The organism is Novosphingobium mangrovi (genome assembly GCF_022818885.1).
GTDB classification, from domain to species: domain Bacteria; phylum Pseudomonadota; class Alphaproteobacteria; order Sphingomonadales; family Sphingomonadaceae; genus Novosphingobium; species Novosphingobium mangrovi.
On sequence record NZ_JALHAT010000018.1, the window covers coordinates 50329 to 75995 of the forward strand.

A 25667-nucleotide genomic window follows, 5' to 3' on the forward strand; every position below is an offset into this window, starting at 1 on the left:
GGCTGGAGCGTCTTCTGTCGTTTTTGGCCGGGTGTGCGGGCGAATCTGCTTCACACATACACAAGTGCGACAATGCCGAGAATCCCGCAGAAACCCTCGCCTTTCAGGCCCCAAGCATGCGCGTTTTTCGCAGGGAGGTGGACACCACCGGCGGTTTCGAAGCGCCCTCCCCCGCCAGAATCGGAACTATCTGCCGCGCGTCACAGGCCCGCTCAGACCAAATCCTCTTCGCGCAAGGGGAGCTTGCGGATACGCGTGCCCGTCGCGGCGTGCACCGCGTTGACGAGCGCGCCCACCACCGGCGGCAGCGCCGGTTCACCAAGGCCGGTCGGGCCATTGTCGCTCGGCACGAAGGCCACCTCGATCTCGGGCACCGCGTCAATGCGCATGAAGGGGTGGGTATCGAAATTCGCCTGCTCGACCGCGCCGTCGACCTGGGTGATCTCCTGGCCTGCGAGCGCCTGTCCCAGCCCCTCGATCACGGCGCCGCGCACTTGCTGTTCGGCGTTCAGGGGATTGACGATCTGGCTACCGACATCGCCCGCGGCCCAGACGCGCGGCACGCGCACCTGACCATCGCGCACCTGCGCCTCGACCACCACCGCGAAATAGCCTGCGTGGCTGAAGTAGAAGCCGAAGCCCTTGCCGCGTCCGCTTTCGAGGCCGCCGCGACCAGCCCAGTCGGCCAGGACGAGAACCTTCTCGATCACCGAACGCGCGCGGCCAGTCTGGAAATCGGCCTCGCGCGGGCCACTGCCGGGGATCGTGCGGGCCTCCTCGCCGAGCAATTCCAGAAGAAGTGCCGGGAGATCGCGTCCACCCGCCTGCGCCACCTCGTCAAGGAAGGAGAGCAGCACGAAACCCAGGCTGTTCGAGCGCGGCGCGCGCAGCCAGCCGGTGGGCAGGTTGGTCGCGATCAGGCTCTGCTCGATCCGCGCATCGGCAAGGAGGTTTGCAGGGACGATCCCGGCGGCAACCTCGGCCCCGCGCGAGGGCGCTCCGTCCGCGCCGAAGGTGACATAATGGTCGCGAAAGGCGGTGAGACGCCCTGCCGCGTCGATCCCCGCGTCCAGTTCGTGCCAGGCGCCGGCCCGAAAGAAGTCGCGGCGAAACTCGTCCTGGCGGCTGTAGAGGAGCTTGACCGGAATGCCCGGCACCTTGGCCGCGATGGCCGCGGCCTGGACCATGTAGTCGCCCATGAGGCGCCGCCCGAAGCCTCCGCCGATACGGGTGAAGTGGATGCGGACCGCCTCCTTCTCCAGCCTCAGGGCTGCGGCCACAAGCGCACGTCCGCTTTCCGGGTTCTGCGTGGGCGACCAGATCTCGATGGCATCGCCGGTAAACAGCGCGGTCGTGTTCTGCGGCTCAAGCGTGCCATGCGCCAGGATCGGCACGGCATAGCGCGCCGTGATCCGCTGGCTGGCACCGTCAAGCGCGGAGGCCACATCGCCCTTGTCCAGCACCGTCTTCTCAGGTCCGCGGTCCAGCGCCTCGGCGGCGCACTTGGCATACCCTTGCGTGGAGTAGCCCTCCACCGCGCGGGTGTCCCATTCGACCTGGAGTGCCAGCCGCGCCTGGTCGGCGCTCCACCAGCTTTTCGAGAGGATCGCGACGCCGTCGAGCAACGATTCGGCCTGCCCGTCCCCCTCGATCACGACGACATGTTCAATGCCGGGCATCGCGCGGATTTCGTCGAGGTTGGCCGAAACAAAACGTCCCCCCACAGCCGGGCAGGTTTCGAGCACGGCGTGGAGCATACCCGGCCGGTCCACGTCGATCCCGAACAGTGGCTTGCCCTGCGTGATCGCAGGCGTATCGACGCCCATGACCCGCGTACCCACGATCTGAAAGGCGGACGGGTCCTTCAAGGTCAGCGACGCGGGATCGGGCGCTGTCTGGCGCGCGGCACCTGCGGCAAAATCCGCGTAGGGCGCCGAGCGTCCGCTCGCGTCGTGGATCACCCGCCCTTGCGCGCTCGACAGTGACGCAACCGGCACACCCCATTCCTGCGCAGCCGCCGCCAGCAGCATCGCGCGCGCGGCCCCGCCTGCCTGGCGCATGGGGAGCCACTCACGCCCCGTGGTGCGGCTACCGCCCGCCGACTGCGCGCCGTAGATCGTGGCATCGGCATCGGTCTGCTCCACCGTCACGCTGTCCCAGGCGACGTCGAGCTCCTCGGCGATGAGCATGGGCAGCATGGTCTTGGCGCCCTGCCCGATCTCGGCGTTCTTGCCCCCGATCACCACGCGGTTGTCGGGCAGGATGCGCACGAAGGCGGTGATCGGCGCGGCATCCCTACCTTGCGCAGAGGCCCGGCCCAGCGGCAGCGCAAACTCGAACGCAACGCCGCCACCGGCAAGCAGGCTGGCGGCGATGAAACCCCGGCGGCTGAGAGAGGTCCGAGCCATGCTCATGCCTCCTTCGCCTTGTGCGCCGCATCCTTGATGGCGGCGCGTATGCGGGTGTAGCTCGCGCAGCGGCACAAGTTGCCCGCCATGGCCGCGTCGATGTCCGCATCGGTGGGCTCGGGCACTTCGTGGAGGAAGGCGGTCGCATTCATGATCTGCCCGGCCTGGCAATAGCCGCACTGGGGCACGTCGAGCGCGCACCAGGCCGCGACGACATGGCGCCCCACAGGGTCAGCCCCGGCAGCCTCGATAGTGGTCACGCTCTGGCCTTCGATGAGGCCTACAGGCGTGATGCACGAGCGCGTGGCCACCCCGTCGACGTGGACCGTGCAGGCCCCGCACAGGCCCGCCCCGCAGCCTAACTTGGTGCCGGGCAGGCCGATATCCTCACGCAGCGTCCACAAGAGCGGCTTGGCCGGATCGACATCAAGCGTCGTCTCGTCGCCATTGAGGGTAAAGCGGATTGCCATCGTGTCCTCCAGAGGGCCTCGAGGCCCTTGCGTCCCGTACTGCCCGTTTACAGCACAGGCCCTAGCGCGAACCAACCGGGATTTTGTGCCGGATTGCCCGGATCGACGCGCCACACCTGCCATCTGCGCGCACCTGCGCGGGAGAGCCCACCTTCGAGCCTGATTTTCCCGGTCTTTCCTTGCAGGACCGCCTTTGCGCCCGGCCCGGCATCGCTAGGATGGGCTGAAAGTACAGGACCACACACGCCATGACCGATCTCGTCATCCTGACCGGCGCAGGAATTTCCGCCGAGAGCGGCCTTGCCACCTTCCGCGGCGAAGGCGGCCTGTGGGAGGATGTGGATCTCCACGCGCTCTGCTCGGCCGAAGGGCTCGCCGCCCAGCCCTACAAGGTCCATGCTTTCTACGACGCGCGCCGGGCGCAGCTGCGCGAAGTGGCTCCCAATCCGGCCCATGCCGCCCTTGCCCAGTTGCAGAAGCGCTGGACCAGAGAAGCCCGCGGGACCTTCACGCTCGCCACCATGAACGGCGATGACCTGCACGAACGCGCAGGCAGCCGCAATGTCCTCCACCTGCACGGCACGCTCTTTGCCGCGCTTTGCGCCGAATGCGGAAACCGCGTGGGCTGGGAGGGCGAGCTCCCCGTGCGCGAGGACTGCCCAGCCTGCGACGCGCCCGCGCTGCGCCCCGATGTCGTCCTCTTCGGCGAAACCCCGCGCCACCGCCAGGCGCTCGAAGCCCTCGCGGCACGAGCCGATATCTTCATCGCCATCGGCACATCCGCCAGCGTCCACCCCGCCGCCCGCCTGATCGGCCTTGCCCGGGCGAACGGCGCCGTCACTATCGAGGTCAACCCGGCTCCGACCGGCACGGCGGACATCCTCCATGTCCTTGAGGGCCCGGCCAGCGAAGAGGTGCCAAGGCTCGTGCGCGACCTCCTCGCCGGAGCCCACGCCGTGCCGTTCTGAGCCGCGCAGAGGCAAGACATCCCCATCGTCTTCAAGCTGTCACGCGAAGGCCATAGGCGGCGTCCCCAAGGGGATACGGGGCTGTCACGATGCACTTCGACGAAACGGCGTACCGCAAACTGCGCACCGACATCTACGGCTTTGCCTATAGGCGGCTGGGCGATCACACCGCGAGCGAGGACGTGGTCCAGGACAGCTTCGTGCGCCTGGCCCACTACGCCCCCGATACCGTGCGCAACGTGGGCGCCATGCTGCGCCGGATCGCGCGCAACCTCATCGTCGATCACGCGCGCCTGGGTCTGCGCCGCGCCGAAGACGTGCCCGCCAGCGAAATCGAGATTCCCAGCGAGCAACCCTCCCAGGAGCACGCCATGCTGCAACGCGAACGGATGGACACGGTGTCCCGGATCATTGCCACCATGCCGCGCCAGCGGCGCGAGGTCTTCATCCTGCGCCGCCTCCACGGGCTTTCCGCGAAGGACGTCGCCGCCCAGCTCGACATCAGCCCGAGCGCGGTCGATGCCCACGTCGCGCGCGCAGTGCTTTCGCTCCACCGCGCCATGGCCAGCCAGGACGAACCGGCATGACGCCGCCAGGCGATACCCTCCCGGACGACGAGGACGAGGCCGCCGCACTCTGGGTGGCCCGCCATCTCAGCCATGTGGTCGATACCATGGCCTTCGAAGCCTGGCTTGCCGGCGGGCCAGACCGGCGTGCGCGTTTCGAAGCGCTCTGGGCGACCTGCATGGACGAGGCGGTCACCGACAGCCTGCGCCTTCATGCCGAAACCGCGCCGCGGCCCGCAGGCAACGACAACGCCGGAACAGCTGCGCGTGCGTCGCGCCGCCGCGCGCTTGGCCTGGCCGCGGGCGGCGCCCTGCTTGTCGGCGCGCTCGCCCTTGGGCTGCCGCAGTTGCGCTTTCAGCTCACGCCCGAGAGCAGCTGGAGCACCGGCCCCGGCGAAGTCCGCGGGATCACGCTGGCCGACGGATCGCAGGTCCATCTCAATGGCAACAGTCGCCTCTTCGCCCGCATCGGGGCCGACCGGCGCGAAGTCCGCCTCGAGACAGGCGAGGCGCTGTTCGACGTGACGCACGACCCGGCCCGCCCCTTTACCGTCAGCGCACAGGACAGCACCGTGACCGTGCTGGGCACGCGCTTCGACGTTGCGCTCAACGGAGAGGCCGTGGACCTGCAGGTCGAACGCGGTCTGGTACGCTTTGCCGCCAATGCACCGGGTGTTGCCCCTGTCAGGGTGCCCGCCGGTCACGCCACGCGCCTCGCCGATGGTGTGATCGCCCCGCTCGCGCGCCTCCCGGGCGAGGACGTCGAAAGCTGGCGCAGCGGCTGGCTGCGGGTGCGCGACATGCCGCTGGGCGAACTCGTACCCCAGCTGGAGCGCTGGACCGACCGGCAGATCCTGGTCGAGGATCCGGCCCTCCTGCGCACGCGCGTCGCGGGCCGTCTGCACCTTGCCGAGCCGGTCACGGTGCTGGAGAATCTGGGCCTACTCCACGGTTTCTCGGTGAAGGACACCGGTCATGCCTTGGTGCTCGACCGCATCTAGTACGCCCCCATTCGACCGCGGGGAAATCGGCCGGTGATGCGCCTTGCCGCTGCAGCCAGCCTTGCCGCGATGGTGGCGCTTGCGGCCTCCCCTGCGGATGCCCGCACGCGCGACTTCGCCATCCCGGCAGGCGCGCTGGGCGACGCGCTCAACGCCTGGTCCGCGCAAAGCGGCGTGCAGGTCCTGAGCTCGCCTGAAACGCTGGAGGGCCGACAAAGCCGCGGGGCGCACGGACGGATGGCGGAGATGGACGCGCTCGAACGCATCCTTGCGGGCACAGGCCTCATCGCCCAGCGCCGGGGCGGTGCCGTCCTCATCCGCACGCGCCCGAAGGCCTCCGCCCGCACGGGAGCTGCATCGCGTACCCCGTCCAGCGCAGCACCCGCCTACATACCGCCCCCGCTGACCGGAGATCCCATCCACGTCATCGGACTGCGCATGTCCGAGCGCCGCGCCCGGGCGGCCAAACGCGAGGCCCGCGTCATTGCCGATGCCATCTCCAGCGACGAGGTGCGCCGCCTCCCCGACACCAGCGTGGTCGACGCCATGCGCCGGATCCCGGGCATCTCGGTGATCCCCATTGCCGACAACGAACACCCGCGCGACGTGCCCATAGCCCCGGTCGTGCGCGGGCTCACCCAGACCTACAACAACGTCACCGTGAACGGCCTTCCCATTGCCTCGACCGGCATTCCCGAAGCCGGCTCGAACAGCGCCAGCCGGGGTGTGCGGCTCGACATCCTGCCCACCGCGCTGGTGAGCGAGCTCGTCGTTCTCAAGACCTTTACGCCCGAGCGCGATCCCAACGCCATTGGCGGCGCCATCGACATCCGCACGCGCAGCGCCTTTGCAAGCGGCGGCGCCCCCTTCGCCTCGCTCGAAGCCGGGCTCACCCGGCCCAGCCGCCACGGCGAGGTCCAGCCCCAGTCCACTCCCGGCCTCCACGCCAGCGGCACCTTTGCCACGACTTTCGGGCCAGAGCGCCGGTTCGGGCTCGTCCTCTCGGCCAATGCCCGCCGCCTCCAGAACAACAGCGACATGCACGGCACCAGCGACAGCGGCTTCCTCGCCTTCTATGCCGCCGACGGCACGCGCGTGGACGAAGATGACCCGCGCGCGCAGGGGCGTCCGGTGCCGGTTCAGGACAAGTACTGGATCAACAGCTCGGACCGCCGCCGCCATGGCCTCTCGGCCCGCTTCGAGGCCGACCTGCCCGATCTGGCGATCTCCACGTTCCTGGGCAGCTTCACCTTCCGCGACGGCTTCATCCGCAACGAAGTCGTGATCGAGCCGCGCGGCGCGATCACCCGGACAAGCGACACCTCGGGCCACTTCGCGCGCGGCGCGGTGCAGGTGGGCTACCGCGACGGCGTGACCCGCACCACCACCCGACTTGCGCTGTTCAACGCCACCTGGTCACCCTCGGACCGGGACAGCCTTTCCCTTCGTGCCGCGCGCACACAGGCCACCATGGGCGAGGCCTACACCATGGTGAAATTCACCTCGGGCCGCGATGCCGAGGGCGACGTCACCGGATCGGCGGACTTCCCGGTCCGCTACGACACGAGCGCGCTCCACCACAGTTTCACCGTGCCACGCGCAAGCTACACGGACCTCTCGCTCTACCCTGCCGCCTACTGGCGCGAGCGGGCACGCAGCGCGGTCTCCGACCTTGATACCGCGCGGCTCGACTGGCGGCGCAACATGGCGCCCGGCGAGAGCGGAGTTGGCCTTGCTGCAGGGACAGGCGTGCAACGCGCAGGCTACCGCTACCGCTATGCCAACACCGCGTGGAATACCGACAACCGGGACCTGACCTTGGCGCAGGCGGGAGAGGTGCGCACCAATCCCCTTCCCTTCAACCGCGCGGGCCTGGAGCTGATCGAAATTGATCCTGACAGGGCCTGGGCGCTGTTCGAGGCCAACCGGGCGGATATCGCCCTCACCTCGGACATCGGCGATGCCCTGCGCGACCGTTTCGACCATGCCGAGACGAGCCTTTCAGCCTACGCCATGGCGCGCCTGGCGCGCGGCCCCTGGGAACTGGTGGGAGGGCTCCACCTCGACCGGACCTCGCTCTCGACGCAAGGCTACATCGAGGCGGGAGACACCTGGACCGCGACGACGGCCTCTTCGCGCTACACCCGGCTGCTCCCGGCCTTTCTTGCCAATTTCGATCCCACGCCGTCGCTGCGCTTGCGTGCCGGGTACAGCCGCACGCTGGGGCGTCCCAGCTACGAGAGCTACGCCCCGCGCGCTGCAATCGACTTCGGCAGCTCGAGCCTTGCCGGAAACCCGCAAAGCCCGGACGTCACTGTCCGCCTCGGCAATCCCGAGCTTGCGCCGCGAACCTCGGACAATTTCGATGTGAGTGCGGAGTGGACACTGCCCGCCCGGCTCGACGGGCTCGTCTCGGCCGCCCTCTTCCACAAACGCATCCGCGACGAGATCTTCGATGCCATGACCCAAGGCTATACCTGGGAGGGCGTGCACTACGCCTCAGCCCAGGTAATCCGCCCCGTGAACGCCAGCGCTGCGCACATATCGGGACTGGAGCTGAGCGCGAGCGTAGGCTCGCTTGGCGCGCTGTCGCGCCACCTTGCCCCCTTCGGCGTCACCGCCAACTGGACCCGGCTCGACGGGGCCATGTCGGTCCTGCAAACGACCGGCTCGCCGCGCGTGGTCGACCGGCTGGTCGGCCAACCCTCGCAGGTCGCCAATCTCAGCCTGTTCTACGCCCAAGACGGCCTGGAGCTGCGCGCCGCGCTCAATGCGACGGGACGCGCGCTTCGCGCCGTGGCGCCCGACGCGCCCTCGCAGGACGTCTACTGGGCGCCGCGCCGCCAGGTCGATCTCCAGGCCCGCTACCATTTCGCACCGCGCTGGAGCGTGGTACTCGACGTCTCCAACCTCACCCAGGCCCGGCTGACCAGCCTGACCGGCCCCGGGTATGGCTGGCTCAAGGACAGCTACGCAGTGCCGCGCAGCGTGCGCCTCAGCCTCCACTGGGGATTGGGAGGGTAGTCTGCCGCCTCAGCGCCCAGATATGCCACACTGGCGCAGTGCCTTGCGCAGCGTGGCGGGATAGTCGGTCTGGATCACCGACACGCCCATGGCGCGAATATCCGCGAGCCTGCGGCACGTCTCCGCCTCATCGCCCTGTGCCAGCACGGCATCGGTCTCGCCCAGCGCGTTGGCCCAGATGCGGGCGGGAAGCGCCGCAATTGCCGCGCTCGCCGCGCGGGTCAGCGACCTGGGGTCGCCGTGCACGATGGCAACCGGAGCCAGACCCCGGTTGATCTCCTCCAGCGTCGGGCCGTCTGTACGCAGGCGAGTCATGACAGGCACTTCCGGCACAAGGCGACGCCCGGCCCGCAGGGTTTTGCTCTCGGAGTCGAACAGGATCACCTGCTCGGCCATCCCCACCCCCTCGACCACGGCCAGCACCGGAGCGACCTTGTCGGTCTTCATGTCAAGATCGACCAGCGCCTTGCCGCAGGACTTCACGAGCAGTTCCTGCAAGGTGGGCGGGCTCTCGGCGCTGCCTTTCAGGCGCAGCGCCCTAAGCTGGGCATATGTGATGTCCGCGTTGGAACCGGCGCCATTCGTGGTGCGATCCAGCGTGCGGTCATGCATCACGTAGGGGACGCCATCTGTCGTCACGCGCACGTCGATCTCGATGATGTCGGCCTTCTCGGCAATGGCCTCGGCGATCGCCGCGCGTGAGTTCTCGGGCGCGGCCAGATGCCCGCCCCGGTGCGCGGCGATGAGAATGCGCCCGTTCGGGTCCGCGCGCTCGGCCTGAAGGCGTGCGATATGGGGATTTGTCCCGCAGAAGGGCTCGGCCGCCCACGCAGCCGGCGTGGCCAGCGCCAGTGCGGCCAGCAGACCTGTGCAAAGGAGTGTTTTCATGATCGAAGTTCCCCTGCCCCACCCGGGGCAATCTGGAGGGATAAAAGGCCAAAGCCGAGGGCTCCAGGGGAACGCATGTCCCGCTGGAGCCCTGCTGTCACGATCCTGAGGCCAGGGCCGTGCGCGATCAGAACCGCGCGTTGACGCCGAGCCAGAGAGTACGCCCCTTCTGCGCGCGCTCGGCAAGCAGCTGGCCATCGGGCATCTTGCGGAAGTACTCGATGTCGGTCTTGGTCAGGTTCTGCCCTTCGGCGATCACGGTCACACCCTCGAAGACCTTGAGGCGGATCTGGGCGGAGAGCTCGCTGCGGTGCCTCGAGTGGATGTCGAAAAGCTGCGAGTCCTCGTTGATCGACTTCAGGTAGTCCCCCACGTAGCTGTAGGCGAGCGAGGCGCCGAACACGCTGTCCTCATAGGAGAGCGAGGCGTTGGCGAGGAACTCGGGCTGGCCTTCCAGGCCATCGACGTGGCGGGTCGTCTCGTCGGCCTGGATCACCGTCTGCTTGCCCTTGATGTAGGTCGCATTGGCGTTGAGCACGAAGTTGCCCAGGAAGCCCGGCGCAATGTCGCGGAAGTCCTGGCGAGCCGAGACCTCCACGCCCTTCAGCGAGGCACTCTCCGCATTCATCGGAGTGGTGATGCGCGCGGTATAGATGTCACCCTGGTACTCGAAGCCATCGACCGAGATGTTCTGGGTGAAGATGAGGTTCTTGATGTCCTTGTAGAAGGCCGCGACCGACAGCATCGAGCCCCGGGTCGGGTACCATTCGAGCGAAAGGTCGAAGTTGTTCGAGGTGCGCGGCTTGAGGTCGGCGTTGCCGCGCGTCACCGAGATGATGTTGTCGCCCTCGACCTCGTCGGGAAGGCCGATCGATTCCGAGATCGCATAGTAGTTGAAGTTGGGACGCCCGATCGTCTTGGAATAGCCCGCGCGCAGCACCACGTCGCTATCGAAACGGTAGCTCGCGATGACCGAAGGCAGGAGGTACTGATAGGTCGCCCGGCGGTGCCCCTCGCTGTAGCTGTCAGCATCCTGCACGCCGCCCACCAGGTTGGCATCGCGCACCCACAGGTCGATGTCGTTCTCGGTCGCATCGAAGCGCAGACCGGCAAGGACATTGAAGTTCTCGGTGCGGTAGCGTGCCTGCGCGTAGGCCGCGTAGACCTTCTCGTTGAGCTCGTAGTCCGAGGAGATGTTGGTGTCGCTGTCATCCTGGACGTCGGTGTACCCCGCCGCCTCCCAGGCCGCGCGCACCGCCTCGTCGTTGATGAGGAGGAAGTCGATGCGCGGGTCTGTGGTGGTCAGGCGGTCGGGACGGTCATAGCCGACCAGCGTGATGCGATCGCCGTTTTCGTTGTAAAGGTTGCCCGCGAAGCGGTCCTGGTCGTAGCTCTGGTCGGTGTTCTGGAAGCTCGCGCCAAGGTTGAAGCCCAGGCCATAGTCGTCGGCTGCGAAATTCTTGCCCACATCGAGGCCGACGAACGTCAGGTCCTGCGCGGCGCGCTGGGTGATGTGCTGGATATAGCTTTCGTTGTAGGTCGCCGGATCGTTGACATAGTCCGGGTTGAGCAGGGTCAGCTGCGGGTTGGCGCTCGACAGGTCGTAGGAGAAGGCGCCCTCCTCGTTGTAGTCGCCCTGGAACTTGGAGCGGTCGCGGATCGTGTTGAGACGCGCGCGCGAATGGGTGGCCTTGAGGCTGGCGTCGAAACCGCCGCCCAGGTCCTGCTCGACAAGGCCCGAGACCACGAAGGTCTCGCGCTTCTGGGGCTGGTGCGAATAGCCCAGCGCAGTCCGGCCCATCGCCCAGGTGCCCGAGGTCGCATCCTGCGCGACCAGACCGGCGCTGTCGCGCGACTGCGCGAGGTACTCGTTCCGGACCTCGTCCTCCTTCTGGTAGAAGTAGCCGGTATAGAGCGAGGCGTAGGTGGCCGTGCCCGGATCATATTCGAGCTTCATCACGCCCGAGGCGCGCTCGACGCTGTCGGTATAGGCGAAGATCTGGTTGCGCGCGGCGGCCGACCAGCCGTTGGTGGTCGACAGGTCGTTGTAGTCGCTGATTTCCTCGCCGTTGTCGTCATAGAGCAGGTAGCTGGAATCGACCGCGCCCGGCTTGTAATCGTAGTTGCTCGAATTGTAGCGCGCGTAGGAGCCCGAGAGGACGACGCCGAAATCGCGGTTGGCACCAAACACGCTCGAATAGGTGAGGTCGCCGCGGAAATTCTGGCCCTGGTCCTTGTGCGCGAACTGGCCTGCGGTGCTGTTGTCGCCGACCGAGGCGCGCGCAACGACCGTGGTCTTGCCGGTATCGAAGGCGCTCGCCGTGATGAGGTCGAGCTGGCCGCTCAGGGCATGGGGATCAAGGTTCGCGGTGATCGTCTTGGCCGCATCGATCCGGCTGACGAACGAGGGCGGCAGCAGTTCGATACGCGCGCCGCGGCTGCTTGAAGAGGTCGTCGCGAGCGGCATACCGTCAATGGTGACGATGTTGTAGCTGGATCCGATACCGCGGATCATGACGCTCTCGGCAAGGTCGGGCGAGCGGTCGTTCGAGGTGGCAAAGTCGGGCACGAGAGCCACACCGACAATGCGCTGGGCGACCTGCGCAATGGTGAGGTCGGGCAGGAGGCCGGCCTGATCCTGTGCAATGGAATCGCGGATGCCGACCGCATCGCGCTTGGCCTCGATGGCCGCAACGTTGGACGAGCGGTAGCCGGTGACGAGGATCGCCTCTTCGGCGGTATCCTCGTTGGCGCGGTGACGGCGCGCGGTCTCGGGCTCCTCCTCACCGGCCTGCGCCGTGGTGGCGGCCGTGGCCGTCTGGGCATGGAGCGGGGCTGCGGCCAGCATGGCGGCAAGCGCGGGAAGAGCGGCGGTCAGGCCAAGAACATGGATGCGTTTCATGGATATAACTGTCCTGTGAAGCAGAAAGCAGGTTCAAAAATTCAGCGGTAAAGGGAGGGTGCGCGCCCTAGCTCGGCGTGCAGGCGAAACTGCGCAGGCCGCTTCGCGAAAGGTAGTCCTTGAGGATGCCGGGATGATCGGTCTGGATCGCGTCGACACCGTAGGCGACGAGCCGCCCCCACACGGCGTCCGGGTCCTCCAGCGCGGCGTGGTCATCGTAGATGCGCCCCGCCAGGCTGTTGACCCAGTAGCGCGCACAGCGCGCGCGCAGAGCCCCTGTCAGGCGCGGCAGGAACCCCTGCGTCTTGACGTCGATCTCGTAGCTTACGGGCGCCAGCGCGTCGTAGGACGCGACCGCCGCGACAGGATCATCCGCCATGCCCGGCTCGCGCAGGATCGGCTGGAAGTGGACGTCCCGGACGAAGGGCACGTGCTGCGCGATCTCGGAGGCCGAAGCCTCGGCCTTGAACAGGACGTGGCCGCGCAGGCCCGCCTCATCCACGATACGCAGGAGAACGGCCGGGTCGACCGCCTTGGCATCGAGGTTGACGAGAACCTCCCCGCCGGTCGCCGCAAGCGCTTCGGCCAGCGTGGGAATACGCCGCTCGGTCGCCGCACTTGTACCACCCATGCCTTCGCGCAGGTGCAGAGCGCGCAGGTCTGCCAGCGTCATATCGGCGACCCGGCCCGTGCCGTCCGTGGTGCGCGCAACGTCGGCGTCGTGCATCAGCACCGGCACCCCGTCCCGGCTGGTGCGCACGTCGAGCTCGACCATGTCGATCCTCATCGCGCGGCACTGCGCAATCGCATCGAGGCTGTTTTCCGAGGTGGCCTTCCAACAGCCCCTGTGCGCAACGACCATCACGTGCCCGTCGGGCCCGGCCAGCCGCCGGGCAAGCTCGGCGCTCCGCGCGGAGGGCGTGGCCGCCTGGGTCGGCTGCCCCAGTTGCGGCAGTACGGCAAGACTACAGGCTGCAAGAACGCCGAGCGCTCCTGCACGCACTTTCGTGGCAGAAATCACGTCTGACCCCCCGGTCACTCGCGCGGCGTGTGCCGCGTTCGAAAGGGAGACGTCCCGACGCCCAAAATCTGACAGGCCGGGCCAATTTTTTTTGCGCGCGCGGGGCCCCCTTGCCCGTGACAGGGCTGCGGATGCCGGGTTCCCGGTCATTGCCTATCGCACCCGCGCCCGGCATGGTCCCTCGCAATTCTACAGATAGAAGGGGCCCCCAACCCATGAAGACCATGCGCTTTCTCGCCTGCAGCCTGCTTGCCCTTGGCGCTGCGACCGCCGCAACCAGCGGACACGCGGAGGACGGTTTCTACCAGTATCCCAGCGCGCGCGGCGACGTCCTGGTCTTTGCCAGCGAGGGCGACTTGTGGCGCACCGGGCGCGAGGGCGGCAGCGCGATCCGCCTCACCAACCATCCCGCCGAAGAGACCGACGCCCACATTTCACCCGACGGCACGATGGTCGCCTTCACCGCAAGCTACGACAGCGAGCAGGATGTCTATGTCATGCCCGTCGCTGGAGGGACGCCGCGCCGCCTGACCTTCGAGGGCGGCCTGCTGCGCACGGTCGGCTGGACGCCCGATGGCCGCGTCATCTATTCCTCGCGGCTGACCGGCGGCGGACAGGGTGAAATCCTCTACACCGTCGCCCCCACCGGCGGCGAAGCAACGCCGATCCCGCTGTGGCGCGCCAACGATGCCACTTATGGCACAGACGGCACCACGCTGTTCTTCAGCCGCCGGGGCCTGACCGCGCGCGCGCGCGACCACGCCGTGCTCTACCGCGGCGGCGGCATGGCGCAGCTGTGGCGCTGGGACGGCGGCGCAGCGCACGAGGCGGTCCAGCTCCTGCCCGATTTCGGCGCCCCGATCCGCTTTCCCATGGCCGCTGACGGCAAGGTCTACTTCATCTCCGACAAGAGCGGCGGCGATGCAATCTGGTCGGTGAACGAGGATGGTACAGGCGCGGTCCAGCTCTCGCAGGAAATGCCCTTCCCCGTTCTTCAGGCGAGCCTCGATGGCGACGCGATCTACCTTCAGAACGGCGCGGACATCCACGTCTTCTCGCGCAGCGACAGCAGCGTCCACACCCTTGCCATCGACATCGTCACGGATCGCGCACAGACCCGCCTGCGCGCGATTGCCGTTCCCATGTCGCAGCTGGAAGGCGCGCACATCTCGCCTTCGGGCGAGAGCGTTGCGGTGACCGCGCGCGGCCGGGTCGCCCTCGCCGCCCCCGGAGCCCTGCGCCGGGTCGAATTCGCCGTGCCGCTCACCGCCCGCGCCCGCCAGGCCGTCGCGGGCCCTGAGGGCAAGCGCGTGTTCATGATCCTGGACCAAGGCGAGCAGGGCGATATCTACGCCATGTCCGCCGATGGGTCGGGCAAGCCGGTTGCCATCACCCATGGCTATGACGCCCACATCTGGTCCTTCGCCGTCGCGCCAGACGGCAGGACTCTGGTGCTGTGGGACAAGCAGGCCCGCCTCCAGAAGGTCGACATCGCCAGCGGCAAGGTCACCCTGCTCGCCCGCAATGAGACGGGCGATGACCAGCCCTTCCACGATCTCGCCTTCGCCCCCGGCTCCACCCACATCGCCTACGCCGAAGTCGCGCGCGCGAACAATGCCAACACCGCCGACATCTTCGTTCAGGACCTCGCCACAGGCGCCCGCGTCCAGGCGACCTCCAGCAAGTACAACGACTATGCGCCCGCCTTCGCACACGATGGCGCCTGGCTCTATTTCCTCTCGGACCGCAATTTCGCGCCGACCCCGGGCAGCCCCTGGGGCGACCGCAACATGGGCGTTGCCTTCCCCGACCGGGGCGAGATCCACGCGCTCCAGCTCGATCCGTCCGCGCCCTTCCGCTTTAGCGAGGACAACGAGCTGACCCGCAGCGCCGAAGAAGCGAAGCCCTCGTCCTCAAAACGGTCCGACGAGGCCGCAAAGGACAAGGACGAAGACGACACGGCCACCAAGCCCGCCCGCATCGTGATGGACGGCCTTGCGGCGCGCCTCTACAAGCTGCCCACCGCGCCCGGCATGTCCGGCCTGCTGCTCGCCTCCAAGGATTTCCTCTATACCCGCAAGGGCGAGGATCTCGTCTCGATCGCCATCGACAAGCGCGATCCCAAACTGGAAACCTTCGCCGAAGGAGCGTTCGGCGCCGATCTCTCAAGCGATGGCAAGACGCTCCTTGTCGCGCACGGATCACGCGAGAAGCCCGAACTCGCCCTCGTCCCCGCCAAGGCCAAGCTGCCCGACGATATCGCGCCCGACACCGTGCGCCTCGACGACTGGCGCCTCGCCATCGATCCGGTGTCCGAATGGCGCCAGATGTTCGTCGATGCCTGGCGCATGCACCGCGATTTCGCCTACGATCCCGCCCTGCGCGGGGTCGACTGGAACGAGGTCCGCACCCGCATCGAGCCGTTCCTTGACCGCATCGGCCACCGCGCGGAGCTCAACACCTTGCTGGGCCTCATGGCCTCTCAACTGGGTATCCTCCATAGTCAGGTTCGTCCGGGTGACCTGCCGAGCGACGCGGAAAACAGCGCCATGGCTTTCCTCGGTGCCAGCTACGCACCCGTCTCGGGCGGCCTTCGCATCGAGGAAATCTGGCGCACCGAGGCCGACCTCGTCGCGCTGCGCCCGCCGCTGCGTCGCCCGGGCGTCGACGTGCGCGCGGGCGACGTGATCCGCCGCGTGGACGGACGCCCCATCGCCTCGCTCGCCGAGTTGCGCCGCGAACTTGCAGGCAAGGCCGGGCAGGAAGTACGTCTCGATCTCACCCGCGCAGGAACCTCGATAAGCGCCATTGTCGAGCCGATGACGCAGGACGGCGAAGTCATGGCGAGCTACCGCGATTTCGTGGAGGGGCGCCGCCTCGCGACGCAGGAACTGTCGGCTGGCAAAGTCGGCTATCTGCACCTGCGCGCCATGGGCCCCGACGACATCGCCAGCTTCGCGCGCGACTACTTCGCCCAACTGGGCAAGGACGGGCTCATCATCGACGTGCGCGGCAACAGCGGCGGCAATATCGACAGCCTCATCATCGGCATGCTGATGCGCCGTCCCTGGGCCTTCTGGGCCAGGCCCGACGGCACCGGGGTTCCCACCACCAACATGCAGAACGCCTACCGCGGCCACGTCGCGGTGCTGATCGACGAGCGCACCTACTCCGATGGCGAGACCTTTGCCGCCGCGATCAAGTCGCTGGGCATCGCCCCGCTGGTGGGCACGCGCACGGCGGGCGCAGGCATCTGGCTTTCCGACCGCAACCGTCTCTCCGACAAGGGCGCGGTGCGCATCGCCGAAAACGCCCAGTACGCCGCCGACGGCAGCTGGATCGTCGAGGGGCACGGCATCGCTCCCGACATCGAGGTGGAGAACGCCCCCCACGCCGCGTTCGAGGGGCGCGACGCGCAGCTCGAAAGCGCCGTCGCCCTCCTCCAGCGGCAAATCGAACACGAGCCGGTGCGCCCGCTCATCCCGCAGCCCCTGCCCCCGCTCGGCACCCCGGCAGGCGACGTCACCCCGCTTCCCGCGCGCTAGGCGCCACGGCACGCACCGCAGCGGGGCTCGCCCCGGTGCGGTGCCACAGGCACGTGCAGGAGCGGCCTGAAACGGCATGCGCGGACATCAATTTGGGAAGAAAGGGCGTGGAGCGGGTAAGGGGAATCGAACCCCTCTAGCTAGCTTGGAAGGCTAGAGCATTACCACTATGCTATACCCGCAACGCCGGTCTGACAGCGCGTCGGGCGCTGCCAAGGCGAGCCGCTTGCCACGACAGCGCGCGTCTAGTCAACATATCTTTTCACATGCCCGGCGCTTGCCCCCAGCGCCGCTACGGGTCTCTGCTCAGCGCGCGCCGGTTCCCGCCCCTCCTCGCGACTGGTAGACTGCCTGTGTCCCAGACGAGGAGGAGCGAATCGCCATGGCCACGACGCATCCCGACCGCACATCCCCACCCCTGCAAGCGCCAGCGGCTCCGGCAGCCAACGCCGCCTCGGCCCGGCTGCGCAAGCCGCTCGACCTGCTGCTGGGAGCGGGGCTTGGCAAACTGCTGCGCAGCGTCGGGATCGGACAGCCCAGCGCGCCCGGCGAAAACCTTCTCGACCTTGCCGATGCGCTTCTCTCGGTGCGCGGACGTGCCTCGGGGCCCTCGCTCGCCGCCGCCTTCTTCCGCCTTTACGAAAGCCGCTCGCAAGACCAGCGCCGCCGCTTTCTGGAAACGATCCACGAGCGCTATCCCCTCGATGCCCAGGCCATCGACAAGGCCATCGCGCAGTGGCAGGCCAAGCGCGACGAGGCGTCGGGTCTTGCCCTTCACGCGGCCAGCAAGTCGCCCTGCCGCCGCCTCATCAACCTTCTCAACACCGCGCCCGACGGCACGCAGAAGCTGCTTTGGCTGCGCGAGGACCTGCTTTCGGTCCCCCGGGAACACCGCTCGGCGGGCCTCCTCGCCTTCGACCGCGAACTCGAAGGTGCCTTCACCGCCTGGTTCAACGCAGGCTTCCTCGAACTGCGCCGGATCGGCTGGGATTCGCCTGCGGTCCTCCTTGAACGCATCATCCGCTACGAGGCGGTCCACGCCATTCGCGGGTGGGATGACCTGCAACGCCGGGTCGAGCCGGTCGACCGGCGCTGCTACGCCTTCTTCCACCCCCAGATGCCGCTCGACCCGCTGATCTTCGTCGAGGTCGCCCTGACCCGCGAAGTCCCGGGCGCCATCCACGATGTCATTGCCGAAGAGCGCGAGAGCGTGCCGGTCGCCGAGGCGAAGTGCGCGATCTTCTATTCGATCAGCAATTGCCAGAAGGGCCTCAAGGGCATTCCCTTCGGCAACCACCTCATCAAGCGCGTGGTTGGGCAGCTGCGCGAGGAACTGCCCCACATCGAGACTTTCGCGACGCTCTCACCCGTCCCCGGTTTCGCCCGGTGGCTGGACGGAGAAGACCCTGGCAAGGCACCGGCCCTGTCGGACGGCACGTTGCGCGCCGAGGCCGCGCGCTATCTTGTCACCGCCAAGGGACGGGGCAACCAGCCCCGCGATCCGGTCGCGCGTTTTCACCTGGGCAACGGCGCCCGCCTCGAGGCGATCCATGCCAATGCCGACCTCTCCCCCAACGGGGTGAAGCAATCGCGCGGCATCATGGTCAACTATCTCTATGACCTCGACTACATCGAGGCCAACTGCTTTGCTCTGGCCGAGATGGGCACCGTCGCGACCTCGAAGAAGGTGCGCGCGCTGCTTGACGAGGGCAGCGACGAAGAGAGTGGAGGCAAGCGCAGGAAGTCAGCCGAAGCGGCCTGACAGGCTCTCCGCAGCCTCAGTGTCCAGGATAGTCGAGCAGCGCCTCGACCGCGACCCCGGCACTGCGCAGACGCTCGGCGCCCCCCAGATCGGGAAGGTCGACGAGGAACAGCGCCTCGGCGACAATGCCGCCTGCCCGGCGCAGAAGCTCGCAGGCGGCAAGGGCCGTCCCGCCCGTCGCCAGAAGATCGTCGATAAGGACGATGCGGCTGCCGTCCGCCACGGCGCCCGGATCGACCTCCAGCGTGTCGGTGCCGTATTCCAGCGCGTAGTCGATGGCGAGCACGGGTACGGGCAGCTTGCCGGGTTTGCGCACGGGAATGAAGGGCATGGCCAGCTTTGCCGCGATAGCCGCGCCGAAGATGAAGCCCCGCGCCTCGATCCCGGCAATGGCCTGTCCCTCGCAGGCCCGCACCTTGTCCGCCATCATGCCAACCGCGGCGGCAAATCCCTCGCCATCACCCATGAGCGTGGTGACGTCGCGAAACAGGATGCCGGGCTTGGGAAAATCCGGGATCGTGCGGACGAGCGGCTTCAGGTCTTCAGGCGTCACGTGGGGCTACTCCGGGAACTCGTTGAGGAACACAGCGGTGCCCCCATAGCGAAAGAACCCCTCCACCGCGAGGATGGAGGGGTTCTTTCTAACTACCGGGACGGCAAAGCTCAGTGCTTCTTGTTCGCCCAGATGTTGCGGTAGGACATGTAGCCCAGGATCGTCGCGAAGAGCAGGAAGCCCAGGATCGGCCAACCGGTCTGCTTGCGCTTGTCCATGGTCGGCTCGGCAGTCCAGATCAGGAAGGCCGAGACGTCCTTCGCCATCTGGTCGACCGTGGCCGGGGTGCCGTCCGAATAGGTGACCATGTCCTCCATCAGCGGTGCGGGCATCGCCAGGTTGAGGTTGGGGAAGTACGGGTTGTAGTAGAGCCCATCCGGGGTCTTGGCGTCCGGGAAGTGCTCCAGCAGTTCAGCCGGCTGGTCCTGATACCCGGTCAGCAGCGAGTAGACGTAGGGTCCACCGTCGTGACGCGCCTTGGTGATCAGCGAGAGATCGGGCGGCGAGCCCTGGCCGGCGTACATGACGGGCGGGAAGTAGTCGGTGGGCGTGCCCTCGACGGTTTCCACCATGCCGGTCATTTCGTCGTACTTGGGGATCTGGAACTGGGCCGCGATGGCCTTCACTTCCGGCTCGTTGTAGCCGATCTTTTCAAGGTCACGGAAAGCCACATGCTTCAGGGCGTGACAGGCCGCGCAGACCTGCTGGTAGACCTGGAAGCCGCGCTGCAGCTGCTGCTTGTCGAACGTGCCGAAGGGCCCGTCGCTGGCAAAGCTCACGTGCTTGGGATGCTCGTGGAACTCGTGCTCGGCCGTCGGCTGCGCCGGTTCGGTCGCCCAGGTGTAGAAACCCACACCGAACGACCAGACCAGAGCCACCGTGAAGAACAGCCCCACGAGGATCGAGAGAATGCGTGCCATGTCTTTCGTCTCTTTCGTGTCTGCTGTTGATCAGGCGGTCGGCTCAAGCTTGGCGTCTTCGTCCTTCCCGAGGACAGCCTCGGTAATGGAGAAGGGCAAAGGCTTGGGCTTCTCGATGGCCGATACGATCGGCAGGATGATCAGGAAGTGCGCGAAGTAGTACAGCGCGGCGATCTGGCTGATCATGACGTAGGGCTCTTCGGCCGCGGCGCCGCCGCAGTAGAACAGAACCAGCATGTCGAGGCACAGGACCACGAAGAACCACTTGTACACCGGACGGTAGGACGACGAACGGATCGGCGACTTGTCCAGCCAGGGCAGGAAGAACCACACCAGGATGGCTCCGAACATCGCCAGCACGCCCATGAGCTTGGCCGGGATGAAGAAGAAGTCCTGGGTAAAGGCGCGCAGGATCGCGTAGAACGGCCAGAAGTACCATTCGGGCACGATGTGCGCGGGCGTCGACATCGGGTTCGCCGGAATATAGTTGTCCGGGTGGCCCAGGTAGTTCGGCGCGAAGAACACCATGGCGCAGTAGAGGATCGCGAAGACGCCGATCGCCCAGCCGTCCTTGGCGACGTAGTAGGGGTAGAACGGAACGGTGTCGCTCTCGCTCTTCACTTCCACGCCGGTCGGGTTCGACGAGCCCGGGATGTGCAGCGCCCAGATGTGCAGGATCACCACGCCCACGATCACGAAGGGCAGCAGATAGTGCAGCGAGAAGAAGCGATTGAGCGCCGCGTTATCCGGCGCAAAGCCGCCGAGCAGCCACTGCTGGAGCGGTTCGCCGACAAGCGGGATCGCGCTGAACAGACCGGTGATCACCTTGGCGCCCCAGAAGCTCATCTGGCCCCAGGGAAGCACGTAGCCCATGAAGGCGGTGGCCATCATGAGCAGGAAGATCACGACGCCCAGCAGCCACACCATCTCGCGCGGCGCCTTGTAGGAGCCGAAGTAGAACCCGCGGAAGATGTGGACGTAGATGACGACGAAGAACGCCGAGGCACCGTTGGCGTGCGCATAGCGCATCATCCAGCCCCAGTTCACGTCGCGCACGGTGTGCTCGATGGTGTCGAAGGCAACCTCGGTGTTCGCCGCGTAGTGCATCGCCATGACGATGCCCGTGACGATCTGCAGCACGAGGCACAGCCCCGCGAGGAAACCGAAGTTCCAGAAATAGTTGAGATTACGCGGAACCTCGTAGCCGCCGCCGACGGCGTTGTAGACGAGGCGCGGCACCGGCAGGCGCTCGTCCATCCACTTCATGAAGGGATGGCTGGGAGTGTATTGCTTGGCCCAGGGAAAGCTCATGTTCTTGATCCTCTCTCTTGGGCTTAACCGATGGTCACGACAGTGTCGGACGTGAATTCGTAGTCCGGAACCTGCAGGTTCAGGGGCGCGGGGCCCTTACGGATACGGGCGGCGGTGTCGTAGTGCGAACCGTGGCAGGGGCAGAAATAGCCGCCGAACTCACCGCGCGGCTCACCCTCGCCGGCGCCCAGCGGCACGCAGCCCAGGTGCGTGCACACGCCCATGGTGATCAGCCAGTTGGTCTTGCCTTCCTTGGTCCGCTCTTCCAGCGTCTGCGGATCGCGCAGGCTGGCGGCATCGACCGCGTTCGCCGCGTCGATCTCGCGCTGGGTGAGATTACGGATGAAGACCGGCTGCTTGCGGAAGATCGCCTTGATCGCCTGCCCGGTCTGCACAGAAGAGATATCGACCTCGGTGGTGGAAGCCGCGAGAACATCGGCCGAGGCCGACATCTGGCTTACCAGCGGAATGACTACCCCTATTCCGGCGACTCCTGCCGCGCTTACCGCCGCGACATTGATGAAATCGCGCCTCCGCACGCCATCTTCTTCTGCCATGTTTGCCCTTGCCTTGCTTTAGACAACCCCCCGCCAAAACCGACGCGCGCCGGAACCGACAAGGGGCCAGGTTGCTTACCTACGGTTCGCTTGGATCCCCCCAACGTACGGTACCGGAACAAGATATATCTCGTCCTCACTACCGACTTGGCACGGCTGATATACACGAAAACCAGCCCTGCCAACCGTGTTTTTGGTCAAGCAAGCCGCAAGAAAGCGCCCCGGACGGGGTTGTAGTGGCTCTGTTCGGGGGCTGTCTTGACCTAGGTCAAGCCGATTACGGATATCTGGCGTCCATAATTTGCCGCGTCCTGATGGGTCGCCCGGCGGTACGAGAAATACCGCTCGGGCGCCGCATATGTGTCGAGCCCGAGGGCCTCGATTCGGCCCACGCCCGAGGCGGCAAGGCGCGCGGCGACATAGGCTTCCAGGTCAAACTGGTGGTGACCTTCGCGCCCGGCGGCAAAGAAGCCCTCGTTCACCGCATCGGCTTCCACGAAACGGCGGAAAAAGGCTTCATCGACCTCGTAGCTGCGCCGCGCGATGCACGGCCCCACGGCCGCGACGATGCGGCTGCGGTCGGCCCCGAGCGCTTCCATCGCTGCAACGGTGCTGTCGGTCACACCGGCAAAGGCGCCCTTCCAGCCCGCATGCGCAGCGCCGACGACACCCGCCTCGCGATCGGCGAGAAGCACCGGCGCGCAGTCGGCCGTGAGAATGCCCAGAAGCACGCCCGGACGGTCCGTGACCATCGCGTCCGCGCGGGGGCGCTCGGCATCGGTCCAGATGGGATCGGAAACTGGCACGCAGTTGGGCGAATGGACCTGGTAGACCGTGGTCAGCTGCGCTCCGGGGAGCACGGCGTCTACTACAAGCGCCCGATTCGCATCGATCTTGTCGCGGTCATCGCCCGAGCCGTAGCCCACGTTGAGCCCAGCCACGTCGCCTTCGCTGACGCCGCCGCGGCGGCCAAGGAAACCGTGCGCGATCCCCTCAAGCGCCTGGGCGCGGGCGACATCGACGCCCGCCGTCTCCAGGTCAGCCAAGGCTCTTGCTCACTTGCTCGCGCACATCGCGCGACAGATCGGGCTCCTGCGCGATGCGCTCCAGCTCGGCGCGCATGAGCTTGGCGCGGACAGGTTCCACCCGGCGCCAGCGGCCAAGCGAGGGCACGAAGCGCGCAGCGGTCTGCGGGTTGATCGGGTCGAGCCGGCGGATGATGTCGCCGATCATGCGGTAGCCCTCGCCGCTCGGGTCGTGGAAGGCGACGGGGTTCATGGCCGCGGCCATGAAGACCGAGCGCACGCGGTTGGGGTTCGACATGCGGAACTCCGGATGCTTGGCGAGCGCGCGGACGTGGTCCAGCACGCGCGGGTGGAGCGAGCCCGCCTGGAGCGAGAACCACTTGTCGATGACAAGCGCGTTGCCCTCGTAGCGCGCCAGGAAGTCGGCCAGCGCCTCTTCGCGTTCGGTGCAGTCGAGGCTGGCAAGCACCATGAGCGCGCCCTGCCGGTCGGTCATGCACGAGGCCGCGCGGTACTGGGCAATGCCGCGCGATGCGCCCTCGGCACTGTCACCCGCAGCGATGTAGACAAGCGCCTGCGTCTTCACCTTGCGCGCACCACGTGCCTCGGCCTCGCGGCTGTAGGGCACGGCCGAAACGCGGTCGTGCAGGGCCTTGAGTTCGTCTGCAAAGGTCGCGCCGAGCCAGGCCTTGAGGCCCTCACGCTCGGTGTGGATCGCCCCCGGGTCGGAGACGAGAAGCTGCTCGGCGAGATAGCTCTCGGCCGGGAGCAGCATCAGTTCGCCGCGCATCAGGTCGTCGAGTTCGGCATCGGTCACGATGGCACGGAACGCCTCGCCAATGGCCTTGCGCCCGGCGCTGCGCTGGCCTTCGTCGAGACCGCCGCCAACCGCCGCCACGAGGTGCTGGACAACAAGGCTCTGCATCGCCTCGTAGCGGGCGAAGGGATCATCATCACAGGCCGCGAGGAAGACGAGGTCGGCATCGGGCCGCGCCATCTCGATGGCGACGGGTGCCGAAAAGCCCCGGTTGATCGAGAGCACCGGATCGGCGGGCGCGTCGGCAAAGACGAAGCGGTCCTCGGCCTTGTCGAGCACGATCAGGCTCTCGCCCGAATGGGTGGCGGTGGCGCGGTCGAACAGAGCCACGCGCAGCGGGATCGGCATGGCCTGCTTCTCGGGCTGGCCGGGCGTGGTCGGGACGGTCTGGTGCAGGGTGAGAACCGCCTTGCCGTCCTCCTGCGTCAGGCTTGCCGCGACCTGCGGCGTGCCGGCCTGCGAATACCACAGGCGGAACTGCGCAAGATCGAGCCCCGCGCCATCCTCGATCGCCTTGACGAAATCCTCGCAGGTGGCCGCGGTGCCATCGTGCCGGTCGAAGTAGAGATCGGTGCCCTTCCGGAAGCGCTCTTCTCCGGCCATGGTCCGCATCATGCGGATCACCTCAGCGCCCTTGTTGTAGACGGTCGCTGTATAGAAGTTGCTGATTTCCTGATAGGAATCGGGACGGATCGGATGCGCGAGCGGGCCGGAATCCTCCGGGAACTGGGCAATGCGCAGGATCCGCACGTCCTCGATGCGCTTGACGGGTTCCGAGCCCATGTCGGCACTAAAGAGCTGGTCGCGCAGCACCGTGAAGCCTTCCTTCAAGGAAAGCTGGAACCAGTCGCGGCAGGTCACGCGGTTGCCCGACCAGTTGTGGAAGTATTCGTGCCCGATCACGCCCTCGATGGCGTCGTAGTCAGCGTCGGTCGCGGTGTCGGGATCGGCCAGCACGTAGCGCGTGTTGAAGACGTTGAGGCCCTTGTTTTCCATCGCGCCCATGTTGAAATCGGACACGGCGACGATGTTGAACAGGTCAAGGTCGTACTCGCGCCCGAAGGTCTCCTCGTCCCACTTCATCGAGGCGATCAGCGAATCGAGCGCGTGCTGCGTGCGGCCTTCATCGCCCGGGCGCACCCAGACGTTGAGATCGACCTTGCGGCCAGACTTCGTGGTGAAGGTGCCGTGGTTGGCAATGAGTTCGCCCGCGACCAGCGCGAAGAGGTAGCTGGGCTTGGGCCAGGGATCGTGCCACTCGGCCCAGTGGGTGCCGTTCTCGCCTTCGCCCTCGGCGGTGCAGTTGCCGTTGGCGAGCAGGATCGGGAAGGTCGCCTTGTCGCCCGACATGCGCACCGAATAGGTCGAGAGGACATCGGGCCGGTCGGGGAAGAAGGTGATGCGGCGAAAGCCCTCGGCCTCGCACTGCGTGCACAGCATCCCGTTGGACGCGTAGAGGCCCATGAGCTGGCTGTTGCCCGAGGGCACGAGCGCGGTCTCGATGGTGACCTCGTGCGCATCGCCGGAAAGCTCGACAAGGAGATCAGGCCCGTCCATGCGCCAATCGTTCGCGGCATCCCCATCGACACGGACGGAGACCGGCGAGATCTGGTCGCCGTTGAGGCGCAGGGTCGAGGCACCGTTGCCTTCGGGGTTGCGCTTTACCGACAGCGTGGAGGTGACCTTCGTCGCATCGAGGCCCAGGTCGAAATCGAGCGCGATTTCGGGCACCAGCCAGGCCGGGGGCAGGTAGTCCTCGCGCCGGATCACCGGCGGAGCCTGCGGCGCGGGCGCGGCGTCGGCGGTCTGGGGGTTCTGTTCGGGCTCGGCGGGTCTGCTGGCGATGTCCATGCGCCTTATCTAGCCCTTCCCGGCGCGATTGCCAGACAGGGGAGATACGTTTTGCGCGCAAGGCGCACACTTTGTCGA

General features: G+C 67.0%; 17 protein-coding genes and 1 tRNA gene. 6 read left to right on the top strand and 12 right to left on the bottom strand.

Features of this window, described 5'->3' with window-relative positions:
• Positions 1–212: 212 nt before the first annotated feature.
• On the bottom strand, positions 213–2408 hold the full coding sequence (locus MTR65_RS11490) for a xanthine dehydrogenase family protein molybdopterin-binding subunit (protein ID WP_243800256.1): 2196 nt from the start codon (positions 2406–2408) through the stop codon (positions 213–215).
• A 2-nt stretch (positions 2409–2410) separates the two neighbouring features.
• Entirely contained in the window at positions 2411–2878 is a 468-nt protein-coding gene (locus tag MTR65_RS11495) for a (2Fe-2S)-binding protein (protein ID WP_243800258.1), read from the bottom strand.
• 248 nt (positions 2879–3126) lie between these two features.
• Between MTR65_RS11495 and MTR65_RS11500 the strand changes: the two genes are divergently transcribed.
• From MTR65_RS11500 to MTR65_RS11515, 4 genes are all read left to right on the top strand, one after another.
• A complete protein-coding gene (locus MTR65_RS11500) occupies positions 3127–3846 on the top strand; it encodes an NAD-dependent deacylase (protein ID WP_243800261.1) in 720 nt (239 codons plus the stop codon).
• A gap of 89 nt (positions 3847–3935) precedes the next feature.
• Positions 3936–4433 (top strand): RNA polymerase sigma factor, encoded by a 498-nt coding sequence (locus MTR65_RS11505; RefSeq protein ID WP_243800264.1) that lies wholly within the window; start codon positions 3936–3938, stop codon positions 4431–4433.
• Positions 4430–5413: a FecR family protein gene (locus MTR65_RS11510; RefSeq protein WP_243800266.1), complete on the top strand. Its 984-nt coding sequence runs from the start codon at positions 4430–4432 to the stop codon at positions 5411–5413. Before MTR65_RS11505 ends, MTR65_RS11510 begins: the two co-directional genes overlap by 4 nt.
• Positions 5414–5449: 36 nt before the next feature.
• The gene (locus tag MTR65_RS11515; RefSeq protein ID WP_243800269.1) at positions 5450–8437 is read left to right on the top strand and encodes a TonB-dependent receptor; all 2988 of its coding nucleotides are present in this window, start codon (positions 5450–5452) and stop codon (positions 8435–8437) included.
• Between the two features lie 9 nt (positions 8438–8446).
• Here the strand turns inward: MTR65_RS11515 and MTR65_RS11520 are convergent, their stop codons facing one another.
• From MTR65_RS11520 to MTR65_RS11530, 3 genes are all read right to left on the bottom strand, one after another.
• On the bottom strand, positions 8447–9325 hold the full coding sequence (locus tag MTR65_RS11520; RefSeq protein ID WP_243800271.1) for a glycerophosphodiester phosphodiesterase family protein: 879 nt from the start codon (positions 9323–9325) through the stop codon (positions 8447–8449).
• 127 nt (positions 9326–9452) lie between these two features.
• A complete protein-coding gene (locus MTR65_RS11525) occupies positions 9453–12227 on the bottom strand; it encodes a TonB-dependent receptor (RefSeq protein WP_243800273.1) in 2775 nt (924 codons plus the stop codon).
• 67 nt (positions 12228–12294) lie between these two features.
• Positions 12295–13248 carry a glycerophosphodiester phosphodiesterase family protein gene (locus MTR65_RS11530; protein WP_243800275.1) on the bottom strand — a complete coding sequence of 318 codons (954 nt, stop codon included), beginning with the start codon at positions 13246–13248 and terminating at the stop codon, positions 12295–12297.
• Positions 13249–13463: 215 nt separating this feature from the next.
• On the opposite strand from MTR65_RS11530, the gene MTR65_RS11535 reads away from it, so the two are divergent.
• The gene (locus MTR65_RS11535; protein WP_243800277.1) at positions 13464–16793 is read left to right on the top strand and encodes a S41 family peptidase; all 3330 of its coding nucleotides are present in this window, start codon (positions 13464–13466) and stop codon (positions 16791–16793) included.
• 108 nt (positions 16794–16901) lie between these two features.
• On the opposite strand, the gene MTR65_RS11540 is transcribed toward MTR65_RS11535, so the two are convergent.
• Positions 16902–16975, bottom strand: a tRNA-Gly gene (locus tag MTR65_RS11540).
• A gap of 200 nt (positions 16976–17175) precedes the next feature.
• Between MTR65_RS11540 and MTR65_RS11545 the strand changes: the two genes are divergently transcribed.
• A complete protein-coding gene (locus MTR65_RS11545) occupies positions 17176–18555 on the top strand; it encodes a malonyl-CoA decarboxylase domain-containing protein (RefSeq protein ID WP_243800280.1) in 1380 nt (459 codons plus the stop codon).
• 16 nt (positions 18556–18571) lie between these two features.
• On the opposite strand, the gene MTR65_RS11550 is transcribed toward MTR65_RS11545, so the two are convergent.
• The 6 genes from MTR65_RS11550 to pepN form a co-directional block, all read right to left on the bottom strand.
• On the bottom strand, positions 18572–19108 hold the full coding sequence (locus MTR65_RS11550; protein WP_226632227.1) for an adenine phosphoribosyltransferase: 537 nt from the start codon (positions 19106–19108) through the stop codon (positions 18572–18574).
• Between the two features lie 110 nt (positions 19109–19218).
• Positions 19219–20028, bottom strand: a complete 810-nt coding sequence (locus tag MTR65_RS11555) for a cytochrome c1 (protein WP_243800283.1) — start codon at positions 20026–20028, stop codon at positions 19219–19221.
• Between the two features lie 30 nt (positions 20029–20058).
• Positions 20059–21339: a cytochrome b gene (locus MTR65_RS11560; protein WP_243800285.1), complete on the bottom strand. Its 1281-nt coding sequence runs from the start codon at positions 21337–21339 to the stop codon at positions 20059–20061.
• A 23-nt stretch (positions 21340–21362) separates the two neighbouring features.
• Positions 21363–21896, bottom strand: a complete 534-nt coding sequence (petA, locus tag MTR65_RS11565; protein ID WP_148627413.1) for a ubiquinol-cytochrome c reductase iron-sulfur subunit — start codon at positions 21894–21896, stop codon at positions 21363–21365.
• A gap of 263 nt (positions 21897–22159) precedes the next feature.
• On the bottom strand, positions 22160–22942 hold the full coding sequence (gene pgeF, locus MTR65_RS11570) for a peptidoglycan editing factor PgeF (RefSeq protein WP_243800287.1): 783 nt from the start codon (positions 22940–22942) through the stop codon (positions 22160–22162).
• The gene (gene pepN / locus MTR65_RS11575) at positions 22935–25589 is read right to left on the bottom strand and encodes an aminopeptidase N (protein ID WP_243800289.1); all 2655 of its coding nucleotides are present in this window, start codon (positions 25587–25589) and stop codon (positions 22935–22937) included. The genes pgeF and pepN overlap by 8 nt, the downstream gene beginning before the upstream one ends.
• Positions 25590–25667 lie beyond the last annotated feature (78 nt).

Excerpts from the sequence above, each read along its gene's own strand:
- MTR65_RS11490 (WP_243800256.1), bottom strand. The coding sequence starts at position 2,408 with ATGGCTCGGACCTCTCTCAGCCGCCGGGGTTTCATCGCCGCCAGCCTG.
- MTR65_RS11495 (WP_243800258.1), bottom strand. The coding sequence starts at position 2,878 with ATGGCAATCCGCTTTACCCTCAATGGCGACGAGACGACGCTTGATGTC.
- MTR65_RS11500 (WP_243800261.1), top strand. The coding sequence starts at position 3,127 with ATGACCGATCTCGTCATCCTGACCGGCGCAGGAATTTCCGCCGAGAGC.
- MTR65_RS11505 (WP_243800264.1), top strand. The coding sequence starts at position 3,936 with ATGCACTTCGACGAAACGGCGTACCGCAAACTGCGCACCGACATCTAC.
- MTR65_RS11510 (WP_243800266.1), top strand. The coding sequence starts at position 4,430 with ATGACGCCGCCAGGCGATACCCTCCCGGACGACGAGGACGAGGCCGCC.
- MTR65_RS11515 (WP_243800269.1), top strand. The coding sequence starts at position 5,450 with ATGCGCCTTGCCGCTGCAGCCAGCCTTGCCGCGATGGTGGCGCTTGCG.
- MTR65_RS11520 (WP_243800271.1), bottom strand. The coding sequence starts at position 9,325 with ATGAAAACACTCCTTTGCACAGGTCTGCTGGCCGCACTGGCGCTGGCC.
- MTR65_RS11525 (WP_243800273.1), bottom strand. The coding sequence starts at position 12,227 with ATGAAACGCATCCATGTTCTTGGCCTGACCGCCGCTCTTCCCGCGCTT.
- MTR65_RS11535 (WP_243800277.1), top strand. The coding sequence starts at position 13,464 with ATGAAGACCATGCGCTTTCTCGCCTGCAGCCTGCTTGCCCTTGGCGCT.
- MTR65_RS11545 (WP_243800280.1), top strand. The coding sequence starts at position 17,176 with ATGGCCACGACGCATCCCGACCGCACATCCCCACCCCTGCAAGCGCCA.
- MTR65_RS11555 (WP_243800283.1), bottom strand. The coding sequence starts at position 20,028 with ATGGCACGCATTCTCTCGATCCTCGTGGGGCTGTTCTTCACGGTGGCT.
- MTR65_RS11560 (WP_243800285.1), bottom strand. The coding sequence starts at position 21,339 with ATGAGCTTTCCCTGGGCCAAGCAATACACTCCCAGCCATCCCTTCATG.
- petA (WP_148627413.1), bottom strand. The coding sequence starts at position 21,896 with ATGGCAGAAGAAGATGGCGTGCGGAGGCGCGATTTCATCAATGTCGCG.
- pepN (WP_243800289.1), bottom strand. The coding sequence starts at position 25,589 with ATGGACATCGCCAGCAGACCCGCCGAGCCCGAACAGAACCCCCAGACC.